The following is an 18,707-nucleotide window of genomic DNA, read 5'->3' on the forward strand; positions in this document are numbered from 1 at the left end:
GCTCTGCCGCCTTGATCGAGCTTCCCTATTCTGCGCTTTCCTCAGAATGACACGCGCGCAGTTCTCCAACTCCAGCAGCAAGCCACACGCCCCTCATGATCTGGCAAGAACTCACTAGCCCCGACTTCCGCGCGATCGATCGTGCCACGCCAGTCGTATTGCCAGTCGCCGCCATCGAGCAGCATGGCCCCCACCTGCCGCTGGCCACCGACCGGATGATCGCGGAGCACTTCGTTGCGGAGCTCAATCAGCGGCTCGGCGCCGGCGTGCTGACGTTGCCGACAGTGGCCGTCGGCTGTTCCGATCACCACATGGACTTCGCCGGCAGTCTCACGCTCGCGCAGGAGACGTTTATCGCGGTCTGCCTCCAGTCGCTCGACGCCGCGCGGCGGCACGGGTTTCGCAACTTCCTTGTGCTCAACGCCCACGGCGGCAACCAGGGCGCCTGCCAAGTGCTCTTGGAACGTTTCGGCGCCGACCATCCCGATTGCCAAATCGCCGCCGCCACGTGGTGGCGCGCGGCGGGCGAAGCGCTCGTGCCACTGAATGAAACGGGCCCGGGCGGCGTCGGCCATGCGTGCGAGTTCGAAACCTCGCTGATGCTGCTCATCGCGCCGCAACTGGTGCGCATGGAGGCGATCAAACCTCGCGGCAACGTGCCGACGTTCGACTGGGCCGAAGGCGATCTGCTGCGTTCGCCGCGCGTCGCCCTCTTTCGCACGATGAAGCAGATGACCCCGCACGGGGCGTACGGCGACCCCGCAAACGCGAATGCCGCGAAGGGCAAGCAGATTACCGAAATTGTGTGCGCCGCGCTGAGCATCGTGCTTCGCGACCTGACGAAATGACGTCAACCTCGTTCAGCCCCCGGCTCCGCAACATTATGCAAACGCCATCAGATCGTTTCCTCGTCGCAAGTGGTTTCTAGCGGCCTGGATGCAGAGTTTGGCGTTCACCCAGAGGGTGACGCGCGGCAGTCGCCTCACCCAGTTGGGGAGTGGTCCGAGCCCGCCGCCGAAATTGGTGAGTTGAGCGAAGCGTTGCTCGATGTACGTCCGCTGCTTGAAGAGTGCTTGGCCATCGGCGGTCGTCAGCAGTTCGATCGACTGCAAGCGGCCGATGCTGTGGCGGCGGTGGCCCAGCGCTCGTCCCGCGCGACGCTGCGGAGCGATCAACGTCACGCCCGACCGTGCGGCGATCTCGTGCAGCGGGTTGCTGTCGTAGTTGCCGTCGGCCAGGACGCAGCCTCCGCCGACTTGCGGCAAGAGTCGCCGGGCGACCGTCTGTTCGCTCACGTTGAGCGGCTGGATTTCGCACGCCACGAGCGCATCGATCGTCCAGACGGCGTGCAGCTTGTAGCCGCGGGCCGGGCCGCCGACGCCATGCCCGCGCGTGGCGTCGGGATCCTTGCTGAAGCCTCCTACCGGCAACGGCTTACCGTCGAGGAAGCTCACCTCCGGCGGGTGCGGGCCCTGCCAGCAACGCTTCCTCAACCGCTCGATCAGTTCCACGGCCGCCGCCGTGCGGAGACGACGGCTCGCCGTCGATTGGCTCGGCAGCCGCACCTGCCATGACGACGGCCAATTCTCCGGCCGACACGCCCAACTCACCGGTCGATCGTGGATCACCGCCCAGAGATAGACGCCGACGATCCAACTGACCGAATAGACGTGTCCCGAACGATCGCTGCATAACCGCCGAGTCAAACGGTATAGTACGCTCCAGAGTTCGCGTTCCATGGCTCACCTCCTAGAAACGTGTCAGGTCTCTAGGAACAGCCTGGAACGCGGGCCTTTTTACCGTTAGCGACGCGTGCTAGCTATTGCATTATGTTGTCCGCCGGGGGGTCGGTCACCATGCCGGAAAGCGTCGTCCTGCGGTGTGCTACCCCCTAGCGGAGCCAGGGGCTGAAATTTCAATCTCGCCAGAACATCGACGCCTCAGGCGCTTGGTAGGCCACTGCCATTTCCGGCGTCGCCACCGGCGCGTACCCCTGATGGATCGAATCGACCGCCGCGAGCGTCATCCCGGAGGTCAGCAGCGTTCGCTCCACCGGATAGGGCGCTCGATTTTCGAGCACCATTTCCTCAATGTGCCGCGTCAGCGGATTGAAGAAGTCGGCCGTTGTTGCGCTGTACGTCGGCATCGGCAGAAACATCTGGCACGAGACGATCTCGTCGTTGTCGCTCCGCAGGCCGGCGTAGTTAAAATCCTGAATCGCCGCCATGAAGAGCGTCGTCCGAAAGCCGTCGCGATGTTGTATGAAGTAGGCCAGCGTGTCAGGCAACACTTTCTGCGCCCACTCGACGCTGATGGGATCTGAGACGTACCCCTCGGTCACCGGCAATGAATGGCTTCGCCCCAGCGCCGCCGCCATGAGCCGCCGCGTGTTCGCCCGATCGTCTGTCGCCAAATGCTCCCACATTGCCGGACCGCGCAGCGCGTGGACGCTTTCAATGCCCACTTCGCCGCCGCGGCGCCGTTCCGACATGCACTGCGCCGTTTCGAGCCCGTGAAAGTCGTAGCTATCGACGCCGCCGTAGCCGACGCAAACGCTTTCCGCCAGCGGGGCGCCCAGCGGCATGTCGACCGACGGGAGCCGCCACGTCACCGGCAACGACGAACCGGCTAAGAACGGAAAATCGAGCCGCCGCGAGTCGTCGACCATCTCCTGGCAGCGCGGCCAGGTGGTCGACAGATGTTTGTCATTGAAGACCGGCACGGCGCGTCCGCTATCCTCAAACACCTTCACCACTTCCTTGAACCATTCGTAGCGCGGGTAGAGACGCTGGCCCTTCTCGTTCAGCGGATAGTCGCCATGCTCGCCAATGATCACGACGCCGTCGACCGCGAGCTTGTCGCCCCCCAGCGTCAGCGCCTCGGCGATCGTCGGATACAGCTGCAGATCGTGCCGCTTCACCCGCTCGCGCGCCAGGTCGCCCTCGGGAAACTGGTCGATGAATACCGACGCCACGTCGACGCGCGGCTGCTGCCAACCGCTGCCCCAGCGGTAGCCGAGCGTCAGCCGATCCAAGAAATGTTGCGAGTGCGAATGAACACGGCACTCGGTCCCTAGAAAGGCGACTCGCTTCCGCTGCGGCGCCGCGGCGCGAACTCGCGGCATCGCCGCCGCCGCGGCAAGTGCGGCCGAACCGGCCAGAAAAGTCCGTCGGTTGAACATCTCAAGTCTCCCTCGCGGTAGTCGATCGAGGCCAAAACAGAAATAGCAACAAGCAGGCCGCCATGGGCAGACAGCCGACGATCGCAATCCCTTCATCAAACGAATGCGTCGCGTCGACGTGTCGCCCGAACAATTGCTGACCTAACGGCGAAAAGGCCCATGCCGCCACGCCGGCGACGCCGGTCACTTTTCCTTGATGCTCTTGCGACAAGTCTTGCGTGAAGGCGTGATAAATCGGAAAGACGCCCAGCGCCCCCGCTCCGGCAATCAACAATAACGCCAGCAGCAACCAGCCTGCCGGCAGCCACGGAACGGCGACGGTGGCCAACGCCATCAGCGCGCAAGCAAAGAACGTCATCATCCGCGCGGTCAGAACGGACTGTCCGCGCCGCGCGAGCCACAACGCGACGGCGCCAGCGCCGAGACACCCGACGTCGGTCGCGCCAAACCAAACGGCGTTGAAATAAAGTGCCTGCGCCTCCTCGTACCCGCGACCTTCCTGCAGGAACTTCGGTAGCCATGCGCGCAAAATCTGAAACGTCGTATTGATCAGCGCAATCACGCCCAAGATCACGAACATCCGCCGATCGAGCAACACTCGCCACCATGCGGTTGTCACCGCCGACTCGTCGCCGACGCGCGTGCGGAGCGAGTCGCCGCGCGTCACGATCAGCCACGCCACGGCCCAGAAGACGCCGACGGCGCCGACCGCTTGAAACGGCAATCGCCAACTGCCGACTTCGTCGGTCAGCATCCACCGCATGATCAGCGGCGTGACAATGGCGCCAATCGAGGTGCCGCTCTGCAGCACGCCGTTTCCCATCGCTCGGCCTCGCGAGTCGAGAATGGCTCGGACGGTCTTGATGCCACAGGGCCAATGCCCCGCTTCAAAAAACCCGAGCAACGTCCGGCAAAGCAGCAGTTGGTCGTAGTCTTGGACGAACCCCGAGGCGAACCCCATCGCCGACCACAGCACGAGCACGGCCGCATACAGCCAACGCAGCGAGACGCGATCAGCCACGAACCCAAAGAATAACGACCCCACGGCAAACGCCCAGCCGAACCCCGCTTCAAGATTGCCGTACTGCTCTTGCGACATGCCAAACTCCTCGGTGATGCGCACCGAGGTGTTCGAGAGCGTCTGGCGATCCATGTAGTTGATCGCCGAGGCAAGCAGCAGCAGACTGGCAATCGGCCAAATCCGCGCGGCATACGCAGAATCGTCGCCAGCGATGAGAGGAGTCGGCGTCGCCAAGGCGACCTCACTTGGCTGGCGGAGTGACTGTGGGGACGGCGAGGAACTGCGTGACCTTGGCGCCGTCGTCAAGGTTCCAGACGGTCACCGTACCGTCGAAGCAACCCGTCGCCAAGCGGTGCGCTGTCTCATTCAGCGCGAGCGACAAGACCCAGGCCGGGTGCTCGCCAAACGAACGAACCTGCGTCCGATCGGCAATCTTAAACTCGCGCACGCTTCGGTCGGCCGACGCCGCGAGGACGTTGTCGCCGTGAGAGACGATCGCCTGCGTCTCTCCCTGGAACGCCGGCAATTCTCCAATTGTCGTCGAGTCTTCGATCTTCCACATCCGCGCTCCATTGCCGCCGACGCTGATCACCGCTTTGCCGTCGGGCGCGAACACGGCGCCGCGAACCGGCGCGCCTAGTTCGGAATTGCTCGCCAGCATCCGTCCCGTCGCGGCGTCGAACGCCTTCGACGACTTATCGCGACTTGCGGTGGCGATCGACGCGCCGTCGGCGCTGTACGAAATGTCAGTCACCCAATCGGCATGGTTGCTCACCTTGAGTCGTTCGACGCCAGTTGCGACGTCGAAGATGCGGATGGAGCCGTCTGATCCCGCGGCCGCCAGTTCTTTCCCATCGGGCCGAAAGGCCACGTCGAAAAAGACGTCCTCGCCCGTTGCCAGCACTTTCGCAGCATCGCCGCTAGTCGCTCCATCAGCCCAGGCAAGCAGCCGCACTTCTCCCGCGACGCCGGCGGCGCCGCCGGCGATCGCCAGGTACGCGTTGTCGGGGCTCACTGCCATGCCGTAAATCCGTTGGGGCATATTCCCCAGGCGGGAAACCAACTGTCCAGTCGCCGGATCCCAGATCAACGCTTCATGGTACCCCCCGGTCAGCAGTCGACCGCCATCCGCACTGAAGGCGAGCGCCGTGACGGGAAGCGGCGAGGAATAGTTGGCCGGCGCGGCGGGATGAGGCACGTCGCGCGGAATCTGCGTCCGCAACGACGCCGTCCGATCGGCGCCATCGAACGTCGCCCCTTGCGCAATCCACGCATCAATTGATGCAACCTCGCGTTCCGATAAGCGATCGCCGTTGTTCGGCATCCGCTCTTCGGGATCTTCCGACGTGATCAGCCGATGAAACTCGCTTTCGTCGACGCTTCCCGCGGTCACCGGCGGCAGCCCAAAATCCCCAGGCTGCATCATCAGATCAAAGGTATCGAGGCGATAGTTGCTCTCCGCCGTCTTCGGCCCGTGGCACCCTTGGCACTTGCCGACCAAGATGGGCGCCACGTCGCGCACGAAGCTGACCCGCGGGGCATCGCTAGACTCACTCCGCGCCGCGGCGCCGTCTATGACGAATCCCGCAAAAGAAAGCGCATAAATCGTCAATGCAGATAGGCGCATGACACCTCATCCCGGTTGGCTTGGGTTGCAGGCCGGCATTATAATTAATGACTCTAATCAAGCCTGGGGAGTTTCGCGAATGATAACTCTGCTCAGCAGCGTCGCCCGCCGTCGTCGGTTCTGCGATGGCGTCTCGCGGCGCGACTTTTTGACCATCGGCGGATCGATGGCGGGCGGCCTGACGCTCGCGTCGCTTTTGCGTGCTGAAGCATTGCAAGGGCAACGCGCTTCGCACAAGGCCCTCATCAACGTCTTCTTGCCGGGCGGTCCTCCGCACCAAGACCTTTGGGATCTGAAGCCCGACGCCCCGGCCGAAGTTCGTGGCGAGTTCAAGCCCATCAGCACCAACGTGGCGGGCATCCAGATCTGCGAGTTGTTGCCGAAAATGGCGGCGATGATGGACAAGCTCGCGATCATCCGCAGCATCGTCGACGCCCGCGGCCCCCACTACGCCGAGCAGTGCTTTTCGCCGCGCGTCGATCCCAACGCGCCAACGCTCGGCGCGTGGATCTCCCGGCTGGAAGGTCCGGCCAGCCCCGACGTGCCGCCAAACCTGTCCCTTTGTTACCGTACGAGCCACGCCCCCTGGGGCGACTCCGGCGGCGGCGGCTTCCTCGGTGCTCCCCACGCTCCCTATGGCTTGGTGACCAAGTATGATCCCGGCTTCAAGGCCGAGACCACCGCGGGTCTCGCCCCCGATCCAGGTCAATTGGTGATGCGCGACGTCACGATCGACCGCCTGCGCAGCCGCCTTGATCTCCTCACCGCGCTCGAAACGAAACAAGCAGCGGTCGCGGCCTCGCCGCTGCGGCAGGAGCGCGATCAGTTCGTGCAGCAAGCTTGGAACATTCTGGCGTCGCCGAAACTCGTCGAAGCCCTCGACTTCACCCGCGAAGATCCCAAAGTCATCGAGCGCTACGGCGCCGGCAACCCAGGCTTCAAGGATGACTCGGCGCCCCGCGTCACCGAGAACTTCCTCGTAGCCCGCCGGCTGGTCGAAGCGGGCGCACGCGTCGTGTCGCTTAACTTCAGTCGCTGGGATTGGCACAACGACAACTTCAAGCAGGGGCGCGAAGAGTTCCCCATGCTCGACAACGCCGTCACGGCGCTGGTGCAAGACCTGCACGATCGCGGTCTCGACAAAGACGTCACGGTAATTGTCTGGGGCGAGTTCGGGCGCACGCCGACGATCAACAACGTGGCGGGCCGCGATCACTGGCCGCGCGTTAACGCCGCGCTGCTGGCCGGCGGCGGGATGCGCACTGGTCAGGTCATTGGCGCCACCGACAAGCATGCCGGCGAAGTCGTTGATCGCCCCGTGACGTTCGGCGATGTTCACGCCACCTTGCTCCACAACCTCGGGATTGATCCACATCTGGCGATTCCCGACGCCCAAGGCCGACTGCAACGACCCGTCAGCCCAGAATCGCATCCGTTAGCTGAATTGATTGCCTAAGCTCATCTGCCCCCTGGGCGCCGCTGGCATCTTACCAGTGAAAAGTGCCAAGCGAGCACCCACTTCCGCCCTGGCAGGATGCCAGTGGCGCCCGTCTGAATATCCTCCACGCATGAATCGATTACTCGCCATCCTCCGCGCCTTTCTTTGCGTTTGCGCTTCCGCCGCCGCAGTTGATGCGACAGCGGCGCCGCCAACGCTCGGCCCGTGCAAGCCGTTGGCCGCCGCGCCTGGCAAAACAATCGAATTAACGCTCACCGGCGCCAACCTCCTCAACCCGCGCACGCTTTGGACGTCGTTCGCCTCGCGTACCGAGTTCGTTCCCAGCGACGCCGAAAGCGCCCAGAAGGGCGAAACGCTTCTTTGCCGCATCACCGTGCCCCGCGACGAGCAGGTCGGTGTCGGCGCGCTGCGACTTGTCACCGGCGAAGGGGTGTCGAACCCCATCCTCGCGATGGTCGACGATCTCCCCTCCTCGGCCGAGGCCGCCGACAACCACTCAATCGCTCAAGCCCAGCTGGCCGCGTGGCCGGTCGCGATCGATGGCCAGTGTGAACCGATTGAGGAAGACTACTACCGCTTTCATGTTGAGGCCGGCCAGCGGCTCTCCTTCGAGGTCGTTGCGCAGCGTCTCGGCTCGAAGCTCGATCCCGTTGTTCGTCTGCTCACCGTCGACGGCAAGGAACTGCGGCGCGCCGACGATTCAGCTGGCGTCGGCGGCGACTGCCGATTGAGTCATCTCTTTGACGCCGCTGGCGATTATCTCCTCGCGCTGAGCGACGTGCGGCACTTCGGCGGCCCTGAATTTCGGTATCGTCTCCGCATCGGCGAGTTTCCGCTCGTCGGCAGCGTCTATCCGGCTGGCGGGCATAGCGGCCAAGTCGCGTCGTTTGAAGTCGCCGACGATTCAGCTGAAAAATCGCTGCTGCATGTGTCGATTCCCGCGACGCGCGATGGGTCGCAGCTGACGGCTGTCAGCGTTCCTGCTGCGCATGGCGCCGGATCTGGTTGGTTTCAGGTCGAAGCTAATTCGCAAGCAGAATCGCTCGAACTGGAACCGAACGATGCTGTAGAAACGGCGACCGTTTGCCAGCTTCCCGGAGCGCTCAATGGTCGCCTCCAACAGGCGGGGGATCGCGACCACTTCAGATTCCACGCCCGCAAAGGACAGCGCCTGCACTGCGTGGGACGTAGCCGCGAACTCGGCTCGCCATGCGACTTGTACATGAGCCTCCATCAGGCCGACGGCGCGCGGATCGCCGTGGCCCGCCAGGAACGGCAGCCAGTGCTCGACGCCGAGATTCCCGAAGAGGGCGATTACACGCTGCTGGTGGAAGACCTCTACCGCGGCGGCGGCGATCACGTCTATCGCGTCGACGTCAGCGAAACGTACGGAGGCTTCGCCCTCAATGCCGAAACGACGCAGTACAACGCGCCGCAAGCCGGCACGGCCGTGGTGAAGGTCCTCGCGCAGCGGCCGGCCTATGGCGGACCGATTGAATTAGCCGTCGAAGGGCTCGGCGACGGCGTCAAGCTGGAGGGCCAAACCTTCGAAGGCCCTGAGACGCTGCTCAAGATCACCCTACCGCCAGAAATCCCCGCGGGCGAAGTGCGGTACGCCAAGATTGTCGGCAAGGCAAAGATCGGCGAAGAGACCGTCGCCGTGTCGGCCAACCAGCGCGGACCGCTCCTGGCTTCCTTCCCCAACACGCTCTCGCTGCCGACGATCCTGGAGACAGCCATCGCCATCGGCGTCGGCCCCGCCTTTCCCCCCTTCTTCGACTTGGCGCTGACGAACAAGGAGGCGTATCTGCCGCAGGTGGTTGGAGCTTCCACGTTCGACGTGCCGATCAACCGCACGAACGAGGCGTTTAAGGAACCGATCGCGATCGCCGTTGAAGGGTTGCCCGCCGGCGTCACGGCGGAAATTGGGCCGGTTGAGGATGGCCTCAAAGCGATGCGCGTCTCGCTGAAAGGGCCTGTCGACTTGGCGGAAGGCGCCGAGTTTCCGCTGCGAATCATCGCCACCGGAAAGTTCCAGGAACAAACCCGCGTCGTCTCCGTGGACGACGTGAAACTGCGCGTCGTCAAACCGTTGGTCGTCACGGTCGCGTTAGCTGGGCCGATCGTCGCCGGGGGCGAACAACAGGCCGAGATTCGTCTGCAACGTTTCGGCCCCGAACCCCTCCCGGTACGCGTCCAATTCGTCGACGGTCCGGCCGGACTGGCGGCGCCGATTTCGATCACCATCCCCAGCGACGCCAGCGTTGCCGTGGTCCCCCTGCGCGCGGCGGCCGACGCCGCGGCTGGGACTTTCGCCACGCTGGTCGCCGCCGCGACGACGACCGTCCAGGGTCAGGAAATCTCCGTCCGGAGTCAGCCGGTCTCGGTTGAGATCCAGGCCCTGCCCGCTGCGCAAGGAGCGCCATGACTTCACATCTACCTTGTTCGGCTATGCTGCTCCATCGCTCCCCGCTCGCGCTGCTCTTGCTGCTGGTCGTGACAGCGCCCGCTGTCGCCGCCGACCCCGCACTCGATCTTTCCACGCTGCAGCGGATTGAAGTTCAGCCGGAGCGCATTAATTTCCGATCGCCGCGTGAGCAAGCGCTGCTACTTGTCACCGGTTATTTCGCGGATGGATTGGTGGCCGACGTGACGCGCGAGGCCTCCATCGTCTCCGACGCGTCCGCCGTGATCGACGTTCGCGACGGGATCGTTTTGCCCGCCGGCAATGGCGCGGGCGAAGTGACGGTCAACATTGCCGGCAAGCAGGCGAAGGTTCCGGTGGAAGTCGGCGGCGTCGATCAACCCGATCCGATTTCTTTTCGCACCGAGACGGTCGCCGCCCTCACGCGCCAGGGGTGCAATTCGGGCGGTTGTCATGGAGCCCCTAGCGGCAAGGGAGGCTTCCAAATCTCCCTGCAAGCGTACGACCACGCCCTTGACGAACTCACTCTCACCAAGGGCGATCGCGGTCGCCGCACCAACAGCATCGAACCGGCTCAGAGCCTGCTGCTCCTCAAGCCGACGATGGTGGTCCCCCATCGCGGAGGGCTGAAGCTGCGCACGACGGACTACGCCTACGAAGTGCTGCGGCAATGGATCGCCGAAGGGGCCGCCGTCGACGCCCCCGAAGGGACGCGCTGCGTGCAGTTAGAACTGCTGCCCGCCTCGGGTCGAGTCCTGAAGCAGCCCCACTGGCGGCAGCAGATCGTCGCCCGCGCCCATTTCGACAATGGCGAAGTGCGCGACGTCACGCGGCTCACGCTGTTCCACTCCTCGGACGATCAATTGGCAACGGTCACGCCTGACGGCTTGCTTGAGGGGCGCCATCGCGGGCAGGTGGCGGTCATGGCCCGCTATCTCGATCAGCTCGTGTCGTGCCAGTTTACGCTGGTTGAAGAAATTCCCGGCTTCGAATGGACCAACCCGCCGGCCAACAACTTCATCGACGAACTGGTCTACGAGAAACTTCGCCAGCTGCAGTACGCGCCCTCCGAGCTTTGCACGGACGATGAGTTTCTCCGCCGAGTTTATCTCGACGTGCTCGGCGCGCTGCCGACGCTCGCCGAACAAGAGGCCTTTCGGGCCAATCAGAGTCCCGACCGCCGCGCGCAACTGATCGACGAGCTCCTGGCGCGCCCAGAGCATGCTCAATTCTGGGCCCTCAAATGGGGCGACCTTCTCAAGCTTCAGAAGAGCGAAGTCGCCGAGTCGGGCGTCTACAAGTTTCATCGCTGGCTCGTCGACGCATTCGCGCGCAACATGCCTTTCGACGAATTCGCCCGTCAACTGCTGACCGCCCAGGGAAGCACTTACGACAATCCTGCCGCTAACTTCGTGCGCGCTCTCGACGAGTCGACCGAAGCCGCTGAAACGACTGCACAGGTGTTCCTCGGTTCGCGCATTCAATGCGCCAAGTGCCACAATCATCCGTTCGAGAACTGGACGCAAGACAACTTCTACGGCCTGACGGCGTTCTTCAACCGAATGAGCCGCAAGCCCGGCATGCGCGTCGAAGAAGAAGTGATCTACGAAGGTCGCGAAGGCGAAGTGGTGCAACCGCGCACCGGCCAGGTGATGAAGCCATGGCTGCCGGGCGGCGCCGCGCTCGACGAGCACGCGCTCAACGACCGTCGCCGCGCCTTCGCTCAGTGGCTCACGGCGCCCGACAACCCCGTCTTCGCCCAGGTCGCCGTCAACCGCGCCTGGGCCGAAGTGATGGGCCGCGGCATCGTCGACCCCGTCGACGATTTCCGGCAATCAAATCCCCCGTCGAATCCCGCGCTGCTCGAGCGACTGGCCGAAGAGTTCACGCAACACGGCTTCGACCACCGGCAGCTGCTGCGCACCATCCTCAACAGCCGCACCTACCAGCTCAGCAGCCAATCAACGCCCCTCAATCAGGATGACTCTCGCTTCTTCTCGCATGCGAGGATCCGCACGCTCTCGGCCGAACAGCTGCTCGATGCGCTTTCTCAAGTGACCGAAATCAAAGAAACGTTCGCTGGCCTTCCCGTCGGCACGACGGCAACGGAGCTGCCCAGCCCTGACTTCAAGCACGAGTTTCTCGAAACGTTCGGCCGGCCGGCGCGGCTCACCGCATGCGCCTGCGAGCGAAACACGAACTCGACGCTTTCCCAGGTGATTCAACTCTTCAACGGTTCGACGCTGCAGCGAAAACTCGTCGCCAAAGAAAACCGCTTCCACCGCTTGCTGGAAGAGGGCGCCCCGGTCGGCGTCGTCATCGACCAGCTCTATCGCGCCGCCCTGTGCCGCCCGCCGACGGACGTCGAACTTCAAGCGGCGGTCGCCCATGTCGTCTCGAAGCCGACGCCGACCGAAGGGCTCGAAGATTTCTGCTGGGCGCTCCTGAACACCGAAGAATTCCTGACGCAGCACTGATGCGACTCTGAATCGCATCCCTCATGGCTGCGAACCTTATGCGCCTGCCATCGCGATATGCATTTACCGCAGAGAACACAGAGGTCGCAGAGAAGACGCAGGGAAAATCATAACTCTTGTCTTTTTCTCTGTGGTCTCTGCGCCCTCTGCGGTTGCGTCTTCATTCGCTGAGCATTTCAGGAATGATGACAGTTGAAAAGGCTTCGGAGCCAGAAGTGAAATGCTGGCGCCACTGGCATCAACCTTCGTCAGAGCTCAGCTCCTCGATCGGGGTCAACTCCAATCGCCGAAACTCCACCTCGGTCCCTTCCGCCTGCACCGCGATCTGACCATGGTCGGCGGTGCATTTCGAGCCGTGATTCACGAGTTCGCCGTTGACCCACACCTTCACTTCGTCGTCGACGCACTCGATGATCATCGTGTTCCACTGGCCCAGCGGATTCTCGGAGTCGTCGGTCAAGTTGAGAATCCGCCGTTGCTTGTCGCCGGTCGTTCCCCAGTTTTCCTTCGGGCCGCGACGCTTCTCCATGTCGGGCACGGCGATGTCCTCGGCAATGCACCAGAAGTCGCCGGCGTCGCCGCTGTGCATCTGCACTTCGATCGACTGCGGAAACATTTCATACAGCGCCCGCGGCTTCGACGAGTGGACTAGCACGCCGCAATTGCCCGGCTTGGCGACGAAGCGGTACTGCACCTCCAGGCGATAGTTCTTGAACTCGTCGTCGGTAATCAGATGCCCGCCGGGGGTTCCAAGACTCACCAGCAAGCCGTCCCGCACGATGAACGGCGACTTTCCCTGCGGATCGTCATCGAGCGCCGGCACGTCGGCGTGCCAACCCGACAGATCCTTGCCGTTGAACAGGCTTCGCGCTTCCGCCGCATCGGCGGCTCGTGCGTTGAGAACATCGAACTGAGAAAACGCTAAAACGGCGACGACGAACATACAAACGTGATGAAGCTTCATCGAAGATATCCTGAGTTCAGTTGGAGTCTATTGGCGTCGTATCAAAAAAAGCCTAACCACAGAGGACACAGAGAGCACAGAGGAGAAGTCGGAGATAGTCTAGCGTTTTCTTCTCAGTGACCTCTATGTTCTCTTTGGTGAACGTAGTTCCAGACGGATGTTGATCGAGAGGCCGCAGCGCTACGCCACAATATTCCCAATCACCTGCCCTTGCACGTCGGTCAGCCGGAAATCGCGCCCCGCGTAGCGAAACGTCAGCCGCTCGTGATCGAACCCAAGCAAATGCAGAATCGTCGCGTGCAGATCATGCACGCTCGTCGGCTGGTCGACCGCTTTGAATCCAAAGTCGTCTGTGGCCCCATGCACCGTCCCCCCGCGGACGCCGCCTCCGGCCAGCCACACGGTGAACCCATACTGATTGTGGTCGCGCCCCAAGAGCGAATTGCCGTCGGCGCCTAGCTCGACCGTCGGGGTCCGCCCGAACTCCCCGCCAAAAATCACGAGCGTGTCGTCGAACATCCCGCGCTGCTTCAAATCGGTCAGCAGCGCGGCCACCGGCTGGTCGATCTGCCGCGCGAGGTCGCGATGCCCCCCTTCAAGACCAGAGTGATGATCCCACGGCTGCCCCGCGCCGTGCCACAGTTGCACGTAGCGCACGCCGCGCTCCAAGAGTCTTCGTGCGATCAGCGTTTGCCGGGCATTCACTCCGTCGCCGTACAACTCGCGGATATGCTGCGGCTCGCGATCGAGGTCAAAGGCGTCCGTCGCCGCCATCTGCATGCGGAACGCCAGCTCAAACGACTCGATCCGCGCATCGAGCCTCGGATCGCTGCGCGACGCCCGATGCTCGGCGTTCAGTTGGCCCAACAAGTCGAGCTGTCGACGTTGCATCGCCGTCGTCGCGTGCGGGCTGCGGATGTTCGCGATCAGCCGCTCGACCTCCTCGAACTGAGTGTCGATATACGTCCCCTGATAGGCGCCCGGCAGGAAGCCAGCCTGCCAGTTCTCGGCGTCCTTGATCGGGTACCCGCCGGGGCAGAGGGCGATGAACCCGGGCAGGTTCTGATTCTCCGACCCCATCCCGTACAGCACCCACGAGCCGACGCTCGGCCGCGGCTGCACCGAGTCGCCGCAGTTCATCAGCATCAACGACGGCTCGTGATTCGGCAGATGGGCGAACATCGAGTTGATCACCGCGATGTCGTCGACATGCTCGCCGATACGGCTGAAGATGTCGCTCACCTCGATGCCGCTTTGCCCGTAGGGGCGAAACTTGAACGGCGAGGGAAACGCGGCGCCCGTCTTCCGCTCGGTGGCCAACGTCTCGGGAATCGGCTGCCCGGCGTACTTCGCGAGCATCGGCTTGTGGTCGAACGTATCGACCTGCGACGGCCCGCCGTTCAGGAAGAAGTGAATGACACGCTTCGCCTTGCCTGGGTAGTGCTGCCGCGTCGGCTGCGAACCAAACGACGCGGCCGACGCGGCTGACGGAGCCAAACCGGCTTCGCCCAACATGCCGGCTAGACCCAATGCGCCAAGCCCCATCCCCGACCGCTGGAGGAACGTGCGGCGATCATACGGCATTGGTCGGCGATGGTTCATGTTACGTTTTCTTGTCATCCTGAGCGGAGCGAAGGATCTAGTGCCAAGCGAGCGGCCAGGTCCTTCGCCCCGCTCAGAATGACGGACATTACGCCTATCAGAGTCTCAATCAATCAACAAACATCAACTCATTCGACAACAACAACACCTGCGCCAGCTGGTGCCAAGGATCGAGATACTGCGGCGACTTGTTCGCAAAGTCGCGCGTCGAATCCCAAGTCGCGGCCGCCGTCGCCGTCGCATTGGCGCCTGCGGTCGCATCGCCCGCCGGCGCTGCAATCTCTTCAATCGTCGCCTTCCAGAGATATTGGTCGCTGTTGAGATCGGCGTTGAAGTCGACGACGAAGTCGATCGTATCGCCCGCTTCGAGCGCGACGGCATCGACCTCCAGCGGCATCGTCGCCTCATGCAACGTTTGAGTTTGCAGCACTCCCTGCCGACTTGAGACGATCCAGCAGCGGATGCCGTCCCCCGCGGCCACTTCGTGCTGAGCCGTCGATTTGATGCGATACTCCCCGCGATGCGGCGCCGTCCAGCGCCGCACCGCGGCGTGCTGCAAGTCGTTCCCCGCATGCCCGCCGTCGGCCGTCAGCTGCACCCAGCCGAGCGCCGCGTCGGGCCATTGCGCACCACCCTGCCAAGCGGCGCCGCTGAAGTGGGGCAGCTGCGCGAACGTGACGCGTCCCTCGGCCGCCAACACCTCGCCGTAGCCGTAAGACCATGTGAGCGTTTCGGCGGGCGGAGCCGGCGGCGCGTCGGCCGCTGCGTTGGCAAGAAAGTCGAGCGCCGCTTGACGCTCCACCGCCGAGGGCTCGCGTTGGTAAACGGCGCGATAGAGCCTTGCCGCCAACTCAACGGGATCGCCCCCGGCTTCAGCGTCGACGGCGGCAACCAGCGACCGAGCCCGCGCGGCGACGAACGGATGATTCATCCCAAACAGCGCCTGCTGCGACACGGTCGTCTCGCTCCGCTGTGGAATGTGCAGATCGGGATTCGCGAAATCGAACACCCGCAGCGCCGGATTGAGGAACTGTCGATCGACTAGCCCGTACAACGTTCGGCGTACGTTCTCGCCGTTCGCAGGAAACAGTTCTTTCGCGCGGCCGCCAATCGCCACATCCAATTCGCCAGACGACGCCAACAGCGTGTCGCGCCACTCCTCAAAACTGAGCCGCCGCGGATTCATCCGCCATAAAAGTCGATTCTCAGGATCGGCCAGCTTCGCCGTCTCATGCGCCGCCCGTTGGGCTTCATCACCGAGCTCCGGCGTCGATGCCTGCTGATAAGCGTTCGAGAGGACGATCGCGCGATGCAGGTGCTTCGTGCTCCACCCCTGGGTGAGCAGTTGCTGCGCCAACCAATCAAGGAGTTCCGGATGGCTCGGCGCCTCCGCCCGCAGTCCAAAATCGCTGGGGGTCTTCACGAGCCCGGCGCCAAAATGATATGCCCACACCCGATTCGCCCACACCCGCGACGTGAGCGGATTGTCAGGAGCGACGATCGCGCGGGCCAACTCCAGCCGACCGCTCCCCTGCTGAAATGGCTGCCGCTCCGCCAGGCTGAGCGCTTTCAGAAACTGCCGCGGCACTTCATCGCCCTTCGCCGCCGGGTTGCCGCGGCGCAGAATCCGCGGCTCTTTGAGCGTCGCGCGATCCAAGAGCGCCACCGTGTGCGTCGCCGCATCGGGCGCTTCGTTGAGCCAGCGCTCGACGTCGCCCTGCAATTTCCAGATCGAGTTGATCGTGTCGGTGTCAAAGAACTGCTCAGTCGATACGATTTCTTCGTTAGGCACGACGCAGGGCGAACCAACAGCGTACAACACCTGGCGCAGCGCCTCGGCGGCGGGATCGGGAAGGCGATCCGGCTTCCCTTCCGCCGACGCGTGCTCGACTAATTCCTGCCATTGCCGTTCGACGTCCAAAAACAGCTTGGCGTAACGTTCAGCCACCTCGCGCATCGACGCGGGGGGCTCGCCGAACGCGGCGCGCACCAGCGGATGAACGGCGTCGCCCGCCGCGGCAAGTTCATTCGCAATCTGCGGCGCCTTCCCCGCGAACTCTTCATCTGTAAGGCCCGCAAACCGGCTCCAAGGCACGAAGATCGGATCGTTGGCCCGACCCGCGCGCCTCAAGTACGCCGCCCAATGATGGACGAACTTGGGAATGACGTCGGCCTTGCTGTAGACCTGGTTGAAGGCCTCCTCCGGGTACTTGGCGATCTCCAGCTGCGCGGCCAGATACTCCGGCAACCGCTCACGCACCCGCTTCGCCGCATCGTCGCGGGCGCTTGCCAGCCCTTCGCTCAGCTTGGCCTTGCGCGATTGCAGTTCCTTCTCGTAGGCGACGCTCTTCTCATCATCACACTTCGTCGTCGGCAGCGGCACGAGGCGTTCGGCCGAGTTTTCAAACACCCCGAACAGCGAGTAGTAATCCGCCGTTGGAATCGGATCGTACTTGTGATCATGACACCTGGCGCAGGCGACGGTCAGGCCCAAGGTTCCGCGCGTGACGACGTCGATCCGATCGTCGATGATGTCAACGTTCACGCCCAGGAAGTGCCGCCCCAGCGTCAGAAACCCCATGGCAGCGAGCGACGCCGGATCGTCAGGCGCTGCCTGATCCGCGGCCATCTGGAGCAGCAGGAACCGGTCGTAGGCTAAGTCTTCGTTGAATGCCCGCACCACCCAATCGCGATAGGCCGCGGCGTGCACGAACACTCGCTCCTCGCGCGCATAGACGTACCCTTTGGTATCCGAATAACGCGCCACATCGAGCCAATGTCGCGCCCAGTGCTCGCCGTAGTGAGGCGAACTCAATAGCCGCTCGACAAGCTTCGCATACGCCTCGGGATCGTCGTCGTGAACGAACGCCTCGACCTCCGCCGGCGTCGGCGGCAGTCCCGTCAAATCGTAAGACACGCGACGAATCAGCGTCCGCCGATCCGCCGGCGCCGAAGGCTTCAGCCCGCGCTCGTCAAGCGCCGCCAACACGAACCGATCCACCGGCGTACGGCACCAACCAGAATCGCTCACCTCCGGCAGCGCCGGCTGCGCAATCGGCTGAAACGCCCAGTGCCGCCGCTGCGCCACAGCCCGCTCATCGTCCGCCAGCACATCGCTGGCGGGCCATGGCGCGCCGAGCGCTACCCACTTTTCCAAGATCGCGATCTGCTGATCCTCGAGCTTCCCGTCCGGCGGCATCTGCAACTCGCCCGACTGACGCACCGCTGCGATCAGCAAACTCTTTTCCGGATCGCCTGGCGCAATCGCGGAGCCCGATTCACCGCCGCGTAGCATCGACTCACGTGAATCAAGCCGCAGTCCGGCCCATTGCTCCTGGGCGCCATGGCACTCGCCGCAGTTGGCGGCCAGCAAGGGGCGAACTTCCTTCTCAAAGAATTCCAACTCTGCTGCTGATGGCTGAGCGCCTGGATCAGCAGCCACAGCGGCATCAACTGATCGCTCAACACATGGGAACAGAATCGTCGCCAACCATACCAGCGCCGCGCGCCATGGTGCGAGCAAAGGCATCCTTCGCGGCGGTTGGCCTTGTTCCGTCGGCATGCGAGAAAACGCTCCGAGGCCCAGGAAAAGTAGCGACGACGAGGTCGCCTCATTCTAACATAATGAAGCGCCACGCGGGCAGCGACTTTTCGGCCCTCAACGCCCGCAGAAGTGCACAGGTATTTGTTTAACCGCCAAGGTCGCCAAGAGCGCCAAGGAAAATACAAAGGAACTGAACCTCGACGGCACGGCGAGCATGACCGAAATGAAAAAAAGTATCCGCCGATGAACGCCGATAGACACAGATAAATCTCTTATTGGCGCTCATCCGCGTCCATCGGCGGTTCCATAAGCCTTTGCCTTTCTTCCCTTGGCGCTCTTGGCGTCCTTGGCGGTTCAATTCTTGACGTCGCCGTTCACTCGCCATTTAACCAGTTCCGAGCGACGCA

Annotated in this window: 11 protein-coding genes; 4 read left to right on the plus strand and 7 right to left on the minus strand. The window is 63.4% G+C overall.

The window, feature by feature from the left end:
* The first annotated feature begins 95 nt into the window (after window positions 1–95).
* Window positions 96–848, plus strand: a complete 753-nt coding sequence (locus I41_RS23030; RefSeq protein WP_145435326.1) for a creatininase family protein — start codon at window positions 96–98, stop codon at window positions 846–848.
* A 33-nt stretch (window positions 849–881) separates the two neighbouring features.
* Here I41_RS23030 and I41_RS23035 read toward each other — a convergent pair whose 3' ends face one another.
* The 4 genes from I41_RS23035 to I41_RS23050 all read right to left on the minus strand — a co-directional run bounded on the left by I41_RS23035 (window position 882) and on the right by I41_RS23050 (window position 5,829).
* On the minus strand, window positions 882–1,739 hold the full coding sequence (locus I41_RS23035; protein WP_145429803.1) for a transposase: 858 nt from the start codon (window positions 1,737–1,739) through the stop codon (window positions 882–884).
* 176 nt (window positions 1,740–1,915) lie between these two features.
* Window positions 1,916–3,181 (minus strand): twin-arginine translocation signal domain-containing protein, encoded by a 1,266-nt coding sequence (locus I41_RS23040; RefSeq protein ID WP_145435327.1) that lies wholly within the window; start codon window positions 3,179–3,181, stop codon window positions 1,916–1,918.
* Window position 3,182: 1 nt separating this feature from the next.
* Window positions 3,183–4,436 carry an MFS transporter gene (locus I41_RS23045; protein ID WP_145435329.1) on the minus strand — a complete coding sequence of 418 codons (1,254 nt, stop codon included), beginning with the start codon at window positions 4,434–4,436 and terminating at the stop codon, window positions 3,183–3,185.
* Window positions 4,437–4,443: 7 nt separating this feature from the next.
* A complete protein-coding gene (locus tag I41_RS23050; protein ID WP_145435331.1) occupies window positions 4,444–5,829 on the minus strand; it encodes a c-type cytochrome domain-containing protein in 1,386 nt (461 codons plus the stop codon).
* A gap of 79 nt (window positions 5,830–5,908) precedes the next feature.
* Between I41_RS23050 and I41_RS23055 the strand changes: the two genes are divergently transcribed.
* The 3 genes from I41_RS23055 (at window position 5,909) to I41_RS23065 (ending at window position 12,190) form a co-directional block, all read left to right on the plus strand.
* On the plus strand, window positions 5,909–7,285 hold the full coding sequence (locus tag I41_RS23055) for a DUF1501 domain-containing protein (protein ID WP_145435333.1): 1,377 nt from the start codon (window positions 5,909–5,911) through the stop codon (window positions 7,283–7,285).
* A 112-nt stretch (window positions 7,286–7,397) separates the two neighbouring features.
* Window positions 7,398–9,716, plus strand: a complete 2,319-nt coding sequence (locus tag I41_RS23060; protein WP_145435335.1) for a hypothetical protein — start codon at window positions 7,398–7,400, stop codon at window positions 9,714–9,716.
* Between the two features lie 23 nt (window positions 9,717–9,739).
* Window positions 9,740–12,190 (plus strand): DUF1549 and DUF1553 domain-containing protein, encoded by a 2,451-nt coding sequence (locus I41_RS23065; protein WP_168207108.1) that lies wholly within the window; start codon window positions 9,740–9,742, stop codon window positions 12,188–12,190.
* Between the two features lie 238 nt (window positions 12,191–12,428).
* On the opposite strand, the gene I41_RS23070 is transcribed toward I41_RS23065, so the two are convergent.
* From I41_RS23070 to I41_RS23080, 3 genes are all read right to left on the minus strand, one after another.
* Window positions 12,429–13,154, minus strand: coding sequence for a 3-keto-disaccharide hydrolase (locus I41_RS23070; protein ID WP_210421043.1), 726 nt, complete (start codon window positions 13,152–13,154; stop codon window positions 12,429–12,431).
* 180 nt (window positions 13,155–13,334) lie between these two features.
* Complete coding sequence (locus I41_RS23075; protein ID WP_145435339.1) at window positions 13,335–14,756, minus strand: DUF1501 domain-containing protein; 1,422 nt, start codon at window positions 14,754–14,756, stop codon at window positions 13,335–13,337.
* A 109-nt stretch (window positions 14,757–14,865) separates the two neighbouring features.
* A complete protein-coding gene (locus I41_RS23080; RefSeq protein ID WP_210421044.1) occupies window positions 14,866–18,198 on the minus strand; it encodes a PSD1 and planctomycete cytochrome C domain-containing protein in 3,333 nt (1,110 codons plus the stop codon).
* Window positions 18,199–18,707 lie beyond the last annotated feature (509 nt).

This window comes from Lacipirellula limnantheis, from assembly GCF_007746075.1.
Classification (GTDB): Bacteria; Planctomycetota; Planctomycetia; order Pirellulales; family Lacipirellulaceae; genus Lacipirellula; species Lacipirellula limnantheis.